Annotated in this window: 9 protein-coding genes and 1 other annotated feature; of the genes, 7 read left to right on the top strand and 2 right to left on the bottom strand. The window is 53.6% G+C overall.

Going from position 1 to position 11,948, the window contains the following annotated elements:
• Positions 1 to 174: 174 nt before the first annotated feature.
• Positions 175 to 1,776, bottom strand: a complete 1,602-nt coding sequence (gene asnB, locus FYJ62_RS09630) for an asparagine synthase B (RefSeq protein ID WP_154549469.1) — start codon at positions 1,774 to 1,776, stop codon at positions 175 to 177.
• A gap of 106 nt (positions 1,777 to 1,882) precedes the next feature.
• Positions 1,883 to 2,139, bottom strand: a binding site (T-box leader).
• Between the two features lie 263 nt (positions 2,140 to 2,402).
• On the opposite strand from asnB, the gene argS reads away from it, so the two are divergent.
• From argS to recQ, 7 genes are all read left to right on the top strand, one after another.
• On the top strand, positions 2,403 to 4,091 hold the full coding sequence (gene argS / locus FYJ62_RS09625; protein WP_154549468.1) for an arginine--tRNA ligase: 1,689 nt from the start codon (positions 2,403 to 2,405) through the stop codon (positions 4,089 to 4,091).
• A gap of 333 nt (positions 4,092 to 4,424) precedes the next feature.
• A complete protein-coding gene (locus FYJ62_RS09620; RefSeq protein ID WP_154549467.1) occupies positions 4,425 to 4,892 on the top strand; it encodes an arginine repressor in 468 nt (155 codons plus the stop codon).
• A 28-nt stretch (positions 4,893 to 4,920) separates the two neighbouring features.
• Entirely contained in the window at positions 4,921 to 6,108 is a 1,188-nt protein-coding gene (coaBC, locus tag FYJ62_RS09615) for a bifunctional phosphopantothenoylcysteine decarboxylase/phosphopantothenate--cysteine ligase CoaBC (RefSeq protein WP_154549466.1), read from the top strand.
• Positions 6,109 to 6,244: 136 nt separating this feature from the next.
• Positions 6,245 to 6,688 (top strand): DUF4145 domain-containing protein, encoded by a 444-nt coding sequence (locus FYJ62_RS09610; RefSeq protein WP_154549465.1) that lies wholly within the window; start codon positions 6,245 to 6,247, stop codon positions 6,686 to 6,688.
• A 73-nt stretch (positions 6,689 to 6,761) separates the two neighbouring features.
• Entirely contained in the window at positions 6,762 to 7,727 is a 966-nt protein-coding gene (locus FYJ62_RS09605) for an amidohydrolase family protein (RefSeq protein WP_154549464.1), read from the top strand.
• A 22-nt stretch (positions 7,728 to 7,749) separates the two neighbouring features.
• Positions 7,750 to 8,700, top strand: a complete 951-nt coding sequence (locus tag FYJ62_RS09600) for an NAD(P)-dependent oxidoreductase (protein ID WP_154549463.1) — start codon at positions 7,750 to 7,752, stop codon at positions 8,698 to 8,700.
• A 207-nt stretch (positions 8,701 to 8,907) separates the two neighbouring features.
• Positions 8,908 to 10,695, top strand: a complete 1,788-nt coding sequence (recQ, locus tag FYJ62_RS09595; protein ID WP_154549462.1) for a DNA helicase RecQ — start codon at positions 8,908 to 8,910, stop codon at positions 10,693 to 10,695.
• Positions 10,696 to 10,800: 105 nt separating this feature from the next.
• Here the strand turns inward: recQ and FYJ62_RS09590 are convergent, their stop codons facing one another.
• Positions 10,801 to 11,739 (bottom strand): nucleoside hydrolase, encoded by a 939-nt coding sequence (locus tag FYJ62_RS09590; protein WP_154549461.1) that lies wholly within the window; start codon positions 11,737 to 11,739, stop codon positions 10,801 to 10,803.
• Positions 11,740 to 11,948 lie beyond the last annotated feature (209 nt).

The raw sequence follows: 11,948 nt of genomic DNA, 5'->3' as shown, positions 1-11,948 counted from the left end.
AATCGAATCATCAAATACTGGGCGAAAATTAACGCCAAGAAGCAGAAGGAATGAAAAAACCGATCTGCTTACGCAAATCGGTAATTTTTTATTTATTTTCTCTGTCTACTTGACAAGGGCCGTATCACGTGAGATCTGCTTTTTCTTATGAATTTTAACTACTGTTTGGGTGATTTATTTGCCGCTGGCCCCGTAGTTGGAGAGGACGCGAGCACTTGGATCGTTTACGTCCTTGAGGGAGTCCCATGACCGGTTTGGCATCCAGAAGTCTTTGATCCAGTCGGCTTTTCCCGGGAAATATTCCTCGAAAATGTCGCGGTAGAGCAGGGATTCCTTGGTAAACGGGGTGCAGTATGGGTACTTGTCCTTAGCACTGGCCAGGTCCGCGTCAGTGTACTTGCCGTCAGCATATTCCTTCAAGTCGTCAACCATTGAGTGGCCCACGGCGTCTGAGAAGGCGGCCTTTTCCCGCATCAGGATGTCCTCTGGCAGCCAGTCGCCTTCAGCAAAGGCCTTGCGCAAGAGGTACTTGCCCTTGTGGTAGTGGTTCATCTTGAGGTCAGGATCGATGCTCATCACGTATTCGGCAAAGTCCCGGTCAGCGAAAGGCACGCGGCCTTCCAGTGAGTTGGCGGAAATGCAGCGGTCGGCCCGGAGCACGTCGTACATGTAGAGCTCCCGCAGGCGCTTGGCCGCCTCTTTTTGAAATTCTTCGGCGCTTGGGGCGAAGTCGGTGTACTTGTAGCCAAAGAGCTCATCGGAGCATTCGCCGGTCATGATGACCTTCAAGTCGGTCGTTTCGTGAATCCTCTTGCAGAGGATGTACATCCCGATTGAGGCCCGGATCGTGGTAATATCCCAGGTTTCCAAGGTGTAGATGACTTCTCTGAGGGACTTGAGCACGTCATCACGGGTCATGATGAATTCGGTATGGTCGCTGCCGAGGTAGTCGGCCACTTCTCTGGCATATTTCAAGTCAATCGGGTTCTTGTCCATCCCGATGGCAAAAGTTCTGATTTTCGCGTCTTCTGGCAAGAGACGGTCAGCGATGGAGCAGACCAGGGAAGAGTCAAGCCCGCCGGACAAAAGGTAGCCGACTGGGGCGTCAGAAGCCAGGCGCTTGTCCACGGCCTTGATCAAGAGGTCGCGGATGGTTCTGGTGGATTGGTCAAAGTCATCGGTTGCCATCTTGGAGACCAGATCTGGGGCGTGGTATTCGACAAACTTGCCCTTGGCACCGTCGTAGTAGTGGCCTGGCAGGAAGGGGTGGATCTCATCGCAGAGGTCAAGCAGGGTCTTGCCAGTGGAGGCAAAGGCCAGCTTGCCTTCTTTTTTGGTAAAGCCGTAGAACATTGGCCGGATGCCGATGATGTCGCGGGCCGCGTAGACCTTGCCGCTCTTGTGGTCGTAGAGGACAAAAGCGAATTCCCCGTCCAGCATCTTGACCATGGTGTCGATCCCGTACTTGCGGTAAAGCGGGATCAGGACCTCACAATCGCTGCCGCTGGTGAACTGGTAGTCGGTTTCCAGGTTTTGCTTGAGTTCAGGGTAGTTGTAGATTTCGCCGTTGCAGACCAGGGTACAGTCGAGACATTCAAACGGCTGCATCCCTGAGTCGGACAAGTCCATGATAGCCAGGCGGTTAAAGCCAAAGGTGATCCCTTTTTCATCAAAGACCCGGGTCATGTCTGGGCCACGGTCTTCGTTTTTGGCTAAAGCTTCGTCAAAGGTCTTGAGTGAAAATTCTTTTGAATCGACTGCTAAAAATCCGCACATGGTAGTTTCCTCCGTTTGGTAGATGTGATGAGTTGAACAGCTGCATTAAACAAAAATGAAGAAGCGGGAAAATAGAAAAGCCTTCCGCCGCCCGGTATCCTGAGATACAAGGGACGAAAGGCTTTGGTTCCGCGGTACCACCCTGATTGCTCCCTGCACGCGGGGAGCCTGCTTATCAAGTACTAACATACTCGACTGGTGGTAACGGACCAGCAAACGGCTGAGCCTACTTTGCGGAAGGCATTTGGGTCAGCAGCTCTTGGAAAAAGTGTTTTTCAGCAAAAACAGGGTCTACCGGCTTTTCACTGCCGCCGGCTCACTGCAAGAATGCTTCAGCTTACTCGTCTTCTTCATCGCTTTTTAATTAATTACTAACATTTTAACCTGAAGGCTGAAAATTGCAAGCTTTTTTTAGAAAAATCTCTGGCTTGCCGCTGAAAACGCAATGAAAAGGTCTTGCATTAGCTTGTAACAGGCTCCTAAGTCCTGTTATAATAGATCAAGCATGATAAAAATGGCGCATAGCGTGCAAAATTGCCGGCTGCCTGCTTGTTTGGCCGGCATGGGTGCAGAGCCGCTGAGTCTTTTTATTGAATGAACACTACTAAGTACAAAGAAGGTATTATATGAACGGTAAACAATTAGTCGCTGAAGCCTTGCAGGCAGTACTGCCTGACTGGTCAATGGACGAAGTTGAAGCCAAGATCGAACGTCCAAAGGACGAAAAGCTGGGGGACTACGCCTTCCCAGCCTTCACTCTGGCCAAGACCCTGCGCAAGGCGCCGAATTTGATCGCTGCTGACCTGGCAGACCAGATCGACAAGAGCAACTTTGAAAAGGTGCAAGCCGTTGGTCCTTATGTCAACTTCTTCTTGAACAAGGGCAAGGCCGGGGCGGCAATCCTGCAGGAAATCCTGGCTGATCCGGAAAACTATGGGGCCCGCGACTTGGGGCATGGCCGCCAAGTCACGATCGACTACTCCTCCCCGAACATTGCCAAGCCAATGGGGATGGGGCACCTGCGCTCAACCGTAATTGGTGAAGCGATTGCCAGAATCTTGGAAAAGGAAGGCTTCAAGCCGGTCAGAATCGACTACTTGGGCGACTGGGGCACCCAATTCGGGAAAATGATGGCTGCCTACAAGATGTGGGGCAATGATGCCGACATCAAGCAGGACCCAATCAACACCTTGCTGTCATACTACGTCCGCATCAACCGTGAGGCGGAAGAGCACCCGGAATACGATGATGCTGGCCGCGAATGGTTTGCCAAGCTGGAAAACGGGGATGCGGAAGCAACCCGCTTGTGGAAGTGGTTCAGAGAAGTTTCCTTGGAACGGTTCAAGAAGGTCTACGACATGCTGGACGTGCACTTTGACTCCTACAACGGGGAAGCCTTCAGTGCCAAGCTGATGGATGAGCCAATCCAAATCCTGCGCGACAAGAAGCTGCTGGTCAAGAGCCAGGGGGCTGAAATCGTTGATCTGGACAAGTACGACCTGCCACCGCTGCTGATCATCAAGAGCAATGGCACCACGACCTACATCACCCGGGACCTGGCGACCGCCATGTACCGGAAGCAGACTTACGACTTCTTCAAGTCAGTCTACGTGGTCGGCCAAGAACAGGAAGTCCACTTCAACCAATTGAAGGCCTGCCTGAAGGAAATGGGCTTTGACTGGTACGATGACATCGTCCACGTCAGCTTCGGGTTGATGAGCTTGAACGGGCAAAAGATGTCAACCAGAAAGGGCAACGTGGTCAACCTGGAAGACGTCTTGAACGAATCAGTCAAGCTGGCCCGCCAGCAGATCGCTGAAAAGAATGCCGGCCTGGCCAATGCTGATGAAGTAGCCAAGGAAGTCGGCATCGGCGCGGTCATCTTCCACGACTTGAAGAACTACCGCCGCAACCCAATCGACTTCAGCCTTGAAGAAGTCGTTAAGTTTGAAGGTGAGACCGGTCCTTACGTGCAATATGCTAGAGCCCGCGGCGAAAGTCTCCTGCGCAAGGGCGGCATCCGCGACTTCTCCAAGACGGATTTGTCCAAGATTGGCAGTGAAGAATGGGACCTGGTTTCCTTCATGGGCCGTTTTGGCGACGTCATCCAAAGAGCCATGGAGCAGTACGATCCATCATTGATCGCCAAGTTTGCTTTGGAATTGGCTAAGCGCTTCAACAAGTACTACGCTCATACCAGAATTCTGGTCGACGACGAGGCCAAGGAAGCAAGACTGGCCGTCGTGCAAGCCATGAGCAATGTCTTGAAGGCTGCCTTGCAGATGCTGGACGTCAAGGCGCCAGACGAAATGTAATGGCCGCCTGGCCCAGATGAAAAATTCCGAAGCTGGCTAGGTCTGTGCTTCGGAATTTTTTTACCTTAGTTCGTGTAAATATTATTAAATTACTATCTTTTTCCTTTGCTTTCTTAAGAACGGATTAAGTGCTCATCGGATCTTTAAATAACAACTTTTACTTAGTTAAAAAGTGCGCTAGAATTAGAGAGACGTGTGTTTGTGCCATAATTAAATTACAAGAGAAAGGCAGAAGTTTTCTCTGGTGATGGCTGCGTGCAGCAAGTGAAAATAGAGAAAAGATAAATGAGTTTGGTAATAATCTTCAATAATGTATGAGCGAGGTTATATAAGATGAACTACAAAGAGCGGCGTCAGCTAATCTATGAACTGGTACAAAAGAACAAGGTCGAGACCCAGGAGCAGCTGCTTGGCCTGCTGAAGGATCAAGGCATTTCTGCTACCCAGGCGACGATTTCCCGGGACATCCACGCCCTGCACATTACCAAAGTGCCAGGCCAGGATGGCCGGAGCTACTATGCCAAGGCTCCAGCAGCCGTGGTTGACAAGGAGTTCCAGCTCCGCCAGGCGGTGGCTGAACGGGTGGCGACGGTTTCCTGCGTCCAGTTTATGGTTGTGATCAAGACCAGCATGAAACTGACTTACGCGCCTGTTTTGGCGGGAATGATCGATGACCTTGAAGATGAAAGCATCGTTGGTACCCTGGCTGGGACCGATACTTTGCTTGCTGTCTGCAAGGACGAGGCCAGCGCCCAGAAATTTGCCCAGTCGCTGCAGGCGGTATTGACTGGTCGCGTCTAGAACGCGATGGAATAACGGGATTGATTTGATGAGCAAGATTTCTGTGTACATGACTGGCGGGATTGCCGCTTATAAGGCCGTCATGGCCGTCAGAGGACTGCAGAAGGCCGGCCACCAGGTCCGGGTGGCGATGACCAGGAACGCGGAAGAGTTCGTAGGCGCCAGCACCCTGGCTGCCTTGACCAAGACTCCGGTCCTGGATGATCTGTTCGCGGACAGCAGGCGCGACCAGATAGCCCACATTGAGCTTGCTGACTGGAGCGATCTGGCCCTGGTATTGCCGGCTGACGCCAACGTCCTGGCTAAGATGGCCAATGGCCTGGCGGATGATGCTGTGTCAACCACGCTTTTGGCCTGCCACTGCCCAAAATTAGTGGTACCGGCAATGAACGAGCACATGTGGAAGAATCCGGCTACCCAGCGCAATCTGGCCTTGCTGAAGGGCGACGGGGTCAAGGTCCTGGAGCCAGCCAGCGGCTTTTTGGCTGAGGGCTATTCCGGCAAGGGCCGGATGCCAGAGCCAGACCAGATCGTGGCCTGGGTGCAGAGCTTTCTGACCCAAGGCCCGCTCTCTGGCAAAAAGATCGTGGTCACCGCCGGCGGTAATTTAGAGGCGATTGATCCCGTCCGCTTTATTGGCAACCATTCAAGCGGGAAGATGGGCTGCTGCTTCGCGCGAGCAGCGGCGCAGATGGGGGCGGAAGTTACCCTGATTTACGGGAATGTATCCATCGCGCTGCCGCAAAATGACCGCATCCGCCTGGTCAAGGCCTTGTCCGCCAAAGAGATGCTCCAAGCGGTGCAGGCGGCTTTTGCCCAAAGCGATGCCTTGATCATGGCCGCCGCCGTCAGCGACTGGACTCCAAAGACCACAGCGGACCATAAGCTGAAGAAGCAGGCCGGCGTGGATGAGTTCCACCTGACTCTGGTCAAGAATCCGGATATCTTGCAGACGGTCGCTGCCGGCAAGCGGAAAACGCAAGTGGTCATCGGCTTTGCCGCTGAAACCAATGACCTCCTGGCCAACGCCCAGCGGAAGCTGGACAGCAAGGGGGCGGACTTGATCATTGCCAACGACGTCTCAAGCAATGCTTTCGGCGCTGACAGCGACCAGGTCACGCTTTTGGCCAAGGGCCAAGTGCCAGAGTCCTGGCCAAGAATGTCCAAGCAGGAAGTCGCTGAGCGGGTTTTGATCCGCTTGGCGGAGAAAATTTAAAGAGCAGGAAGCAAGAGTCTTTCATCGTCTTGATGAAAGACTCTTTTGTTTTTTCTGAAATCGGCCGCCCTAACTTAACCGCTTTCATATATAATATGAGTTGAACAACCAGTAAATTATAGAAAGAGGACACATCATGGAAGAATTCGATTTTTCATTCGTTAAGGGCAGCGACCTGCTCAAGGATTTCAGCGGGGATATCGACAAGGTGATTGACTTTTACAAGCAGGGTGAATATAACGAAATGATCTTCAACGCCCGGCGGGTGATTGAAGGCTTGGCGGCCAAGCTGGTCGAGCTTAACGGCCTGCAGAATGACAGAAATTCCGGCTATGGGCTGTCGGAAAAGCTGGCTGCCCTTAGAAGCGATGCCAAGTACCCGGCGCGGATCATGCGCTTATTTGACCGCTTGCGAACTTATGGGACCATTGCCGTGCACGCGACGGCCAAGATCGATGCCTGGAGCGCGCAAGTGGCTTTGATGAACTTCCACGACCTGTTGGCTTACATGGTCAGCTTCCATGAGCAAAAGCGCGTTAAATACGCGGACATTCTCCTGAATGGTTTCGTCAGAAAGTAATTTGGCTTAAAATAGAACGGTAATGCTCAGCAAGAGCTGAAAATTAAGAAGAAAAGGATGGCGAAGAAGCTTAATGGAAAAAATTGACGCGCACCTGCATCTGGTCCGCGATTTGGCCAGTTACAAGGGAATTGGCCGCAGCAACGCCTTAGGCAACGGGGAGGTCATCTGGGATGATGGCTTCAAGACCCGCTTGTTCCCAGCCGGCTGGGGGGCGGACTCCTTCAGGATGGACCAAGCCCTGCAAGTGCTGGCGCAAAACGGCGTATCCAAGGCGGTCCTGCTTCAGGGAAGCCTGTACGGCTTTCAGAACTATTATTCCTGGCAGGCGGCCAAGAAGCATCCAGACCGCTTTATTGCTGCCTTTTCCGTTGATCCGTTTGCTGACGGGGCGATGAAAATCGTGGATCGGCACGTCCGGGACCTGGGCTTTCGAACCATGAAGCTGGAAATCAGCCAAGGTGGGGGCCTGATGGGCTATCATGAGGAATTCCGCCTGGATGCTGATCCGCGCTGGGAGGAAATCTTTGAATACATCGCCAGATATCCTGGCTTCGTCGTGGCGATCGACTACGGGGACGCGGGGCAAAAGAGCCACCAGCCCGAAGCCATCGCCCACTTGGCCCAAAGATACCCGCAGCTGGACTTCGTCGTCTGCCATCTGTCCTTCCCCAAGCCCGGCAAATTGGCTGAGCTGGCCAGCGAGCTGCGCCTTTTGAGCCGCTTTGACAATATTTCATGTGATCTGGCGGCTTTGCAGGATATCGCCCAAGAGACCAATTATCCTTACCCCTTCTGCCAGGAAGCCGTCAGCTTGGGCAAGGACATCCTGGGCAGCCAGCGTCTGCTCTGGGGGAGCGATGCCCCTTGGTCAGCCACTTTCAACCGCTATGACCAACTGGCCAGCTGGCTGCAAGACGCGGAGATTTTTTCTGAAAGAGACCTGCACGCGGTCATGTATGCCAACGCGGAGCGGATCTACTTCAAGCCAGACAACATAAAAGCCATGCACGAGAGCGCGGACCCGCTGGTTGATTGATGCTAAGGAGACAAAAACAATTATGGCAATTCCAATGATTTTAGTAGCCGGGATCGCGGAAGAGCGCCTGGACGAGTTGAAAAAGTACTGCCAGGTCACGGTTGGGCCCAAGCACGCTGGGGCAGACTGGTATCAGGACCACATCCAGGGCTATGATGGGCTGCTGGCAGCCAATATCAAGGTTGACAAAGCGTTGATCGATGCCGGCAAGCAGCTGAAAATCATCACTAGCTGCGGGGTCGGCTTTGACCATATCGACGTGGACTACGCGGCTTCCCAAGGGATCGTCGTTTCCAACTGTCCGGTATCCGTCATGCAGCCAACGGCCGAGATGGCCTTTACCATGCTGCTGGGCTTGACGCGCAAGATCCATATTTATGACAGCGCCATGCGCTTTGGCAAATTTCTGGACACCAGCCAGGTTCAAAACCAAGGGCAAAGCCCGATGGGCAAGACCTTGGGGATCTTCGGCATGGGACGGATTGGTCAGACTTTGGCCGGCTACGCCAGGGCCTTTGGCATGAGCGTGCTCTACCATAACCGCCACCGCCTGTCTGTTGACAAGGAGCGGGAGATCGGGGCCAGCTACGTTTCTTTTGAAGATCTCCTGCGCAAGTCCGACTACTTGAGCCTGAATGCTCCAGCCACGCCAGAGACCTACCACGTGATCGACCAGGCGGCTCTGGCTTTGATGCAGCCGACCGCCTTCTTGATCAATACTGCCAGAGGCAGCTTGGTCGATGAGGCCGCCCTGCTTGCCGCCCTTAAGGAGGGGCAAATTGCCGGGGCTGGCCTTGACGTGTTTGAGAATGAGCCTCACTGCAATCCGGAATTCCGCAAGCTGGACAACGTCATTTTGACCCCGCACGCTGGCTCTGCTACCAAGGAAGCGCGCCGGAACGTCCTGAAGGAGGCGACCAACAACCTGGTCTCCTTCCTGGTGGAAGGAGTGCCGGTCAACCGGGTCAACTGATTACCTGGTCGGAGGCAAAAAGTGATGATTGTCACTTATTTTGTTAATCTTTTTGAGAAAAACATGCATTTTTGAGCTAATTGCTATAAAATACTAGGTAGATAATAGTTAAATTTCGGTACAGGAAGACGCGGGCTGCAGTTCCGCGCCTTTTTTTGCTACTATAGAGAAGGTTATTGCTCATTTTACTTTTAAGGAGGGGTTGGCTTGCTGGATCCGCTTGCGGTGCTAAAGAAATATTTTGGCTATGACAGCTTTCGTCCGGGCCAAAGGGAAACGATTGAGATGGTCCTGAGAGGGGAAAACGTCCTGGCCGTCATGCCGACGGGGGGCGGGAAGTCCATCTGCTACCAAGTGCCTGCCTTGATGATTCCCGGCACTACGGTCGTTGTCTCGCCGTTGATCTCCCTGATGAAGGACCAGGTTGACAGCCTGCGCGAATACGGAATTCCGGCCGCGGCCTTGAACAGCACGACTCCGCAGGAAGAGGTCAACCCAATTCTGCGGGCCTGCTATGAGGGCAAGATCAAGCTCTTGTACGTGACCCCGGAAAGAATGGAGCTGGACTACTTCCGCTACCAGCTGAACTTTCTGCAAATCAACCTGGTGGCGATCGATGAGGCCCACTGCATCTCCCAGTGGGGGCATGACTTTCGTCCCGCTTACCGCAAGCTCAAGGACGGCATCAGTGCCCTGCATACCCGTCCCAATGTTCTGGCCCTGACGGCCACGGCGACTGAGGCGGTCAGACGGGACATCAGCCAGCAGCTGGACATTCCGCCGCGCAACTGCGTCATCACTTCTTTTGAGCGCAAGAACCTTTCCTTCAAGGTCGTCAACGCGCCAAAAAACACCCGGGCCTATATCGTCAGCTACCTCAAGCGCCACCAGGGCGAAGCCGGGATCATTTATGCCAATACCCGCAAGAAGGTGGAGGGGTTGACGGAATTTCTGCAAAAGCTGGGCTTTGAAGTGGCCGCTTACCACGCGGGGATGTCCAATGAGGAGCGGGCAAAGGTTCAGGATGACTTCCAGTATGACCGCGTCCCCTTGATCGTGGCCACCAATGCTTTTGGCATGGGGATCGACAAGTCCAACGTCCGTTTCGTCCTGCACGCCAATTCGGCCAAGAACCTGGAAGCCTACTACCAGGAAGCAGGCCGGGGCGGCCGGGACGGGCTGGAGAGTGAGGCCGTCATGATCTACCATCCCGCCGACCTGCGGCAGTTCCGCTGGTTTATCGACAATTCCGAGGGCAGCGACAGCTACCGGGAGGTGCAGTACCAGAAGCTGCAGACGATCGCTGACTATGCCAGCACCGACGACTGCCTGCAGCAGTTCATCGTCCGCTATTTTGGCCAGGACTGCCCGCCTTGCGGCAAGTGCAGCAACTGCTTGTCAACGGGCGACCGGGTCGACGTGACTGAAGCTGCCAAGCAGATCATTGGCATGGTCTATGACCTGGATGGCCGCTTTGGCAAGCGAGTAATTGCCCAGGCCGTGACGGGATCAAGCGTGAAAAAGATGGCTGAGATTGGAGCTGACTCCTGCGTCCACTATGGCCTGCTCAAGGGGATGAAGCAGACGGAAGTCGTCAGCTTGATTGACTTCATGGTTTCCAAGGGCTACTTGGAGCTGGCTGGGGACAAGTATCCGGTCCTACACGTGACCAACCGTGGCTGGGACGTCTTAGACGGAAAAGCCCTGGTCAAGCGCAAGCAGGAGCCGCGGCCTGAAGTCGCTTCCACTTTTGCGGCAAGCTCTGGCAAAGATCAGGAACTCTTTGAAAGGCTGCGCCAAAAGCGGCACGCCCTGGCCCAGAAGAAGAACGTGCCCCCGTTCGTTATTTTTTCCGACCTGTCCCTGCGCGACATGGCTGCCAAGAAGCCGCAAACGGATGCGGACTTTTTGGACTGCAGCGGGGTCGGCAACGCTAAGCTGCGCAACTACGGAAAGACCATGATGCGGGTCATCCGGGACTACCTGCGGGAATAAAAAAACAGCTTTTTTCAACAAAGCGTAACCTTTCCAGAAAAAAGCTGTCTATTAAGGTGAAGAGCAAAAAACTGTCAGATGAAGGCTCATCTGACAGTTTTTGTTTTACAGCAGCTTGGCATTCTCGCACAGGGCGTCGAAGTGCTTCCAGAACTTGTCGTAGTCGGCGGAAGTGACCAAGGTCATTGGCCGGCCAGCTTCGGTCTCAAAGAAGCGAGCGGCCCGGTCGCCGTCGGTGTAGACGTCGCTCTTGGTCTCGCGGGTCGTGACGATTTCCGGGAACAGGGCGCTCATGGCGGTCAGGACGTCCCACAGGTAGTAGGTGGTGTCGACTTCAAAGGAGTTGACCAAAGCGTAGACGTAGCCCAGGAAGTCAAAGGCCGGGTACTTGCGGTTTGAGGCGAAGTGCTGGCGCATTTCGTCAGTCAAAGGCAGTTCTTCAGTTGATTCCAGTCCAACCTGCTGGATCTTGATCTTGGAGTTCCAAACCGTCTTGCAGGCTTCTGGATCCCACCAGGCGTTCCATTCCTGGGTGCCATCAGCGCATGGCATGTAGACGTTGCCGTGGCCGTTCAGAGATCCCCCCATCCAGTAAAGCTCTTCGATCTTGTCCTGGATGCTTGGGTCAACTTCCAAGGCCCTGGCCAGGTCGGTCAAAGGACCGGTGAAGACCAGGGTAACCGGGCCGTCAGCGGCCTTGATCTTGTCGATCATGTCCAAGTGGGCCGGCTTCTTGGCTTCTGGGGTAGTCACGGTGCCCTTCTCGTTCAAGATTGGGAAGTGGTCAACCGTGAAGGAAGAAACGCGCCAGGCTTCTGGAAACTGGTGGACGGCGCGGGAGTCTGAGCGGGCAACTTCCAGCTTGTCACCGCGTTGGTTGAAGCGGTCGATGATCTTGCGGGAAGCGGAAACGCCAGGCTCAACGTAGCCGTCGGCGTCGGTGACCCCGACCCCGATCAGCTTGATGTCCGGCGCAAGCAGCATCAAGAGCAGGGCGGTAAAGTCGTCCATGTTGCTGTCGTGGTTCAAGTAAAAGTTCTTCATAAAATCTGGCCTTTCATATAATTGAGTTGCAAGCTTATTATAAAGGAAAAAGCAAAATAGCACACCGATTCTGGCTAAAAAAGGTTCAGTATAAATTCTTGTGTAAATAGAAATTAGATAACAAAAAAAGAAGGGTTGTCCCTTACAATGTTAATAACGACAAAAACATGGGGAGCCCTTCTTACTATGAATTATACAGAACTGTCAGT

Origin of the sequence: Lactobacillus porci (genome assembly GCF_009695985.1) — a bacterium.
Taxonomy (GTDB): domain Bacteria; phylum Bacillota; class Bacilli; order Lactobacillales; family Lactobacillaceae; genus Lactobacillus; species Lactobacillus absianus.
This window is presented reverse-complemented; position numbering and strand designations above follow the sequence as displayed.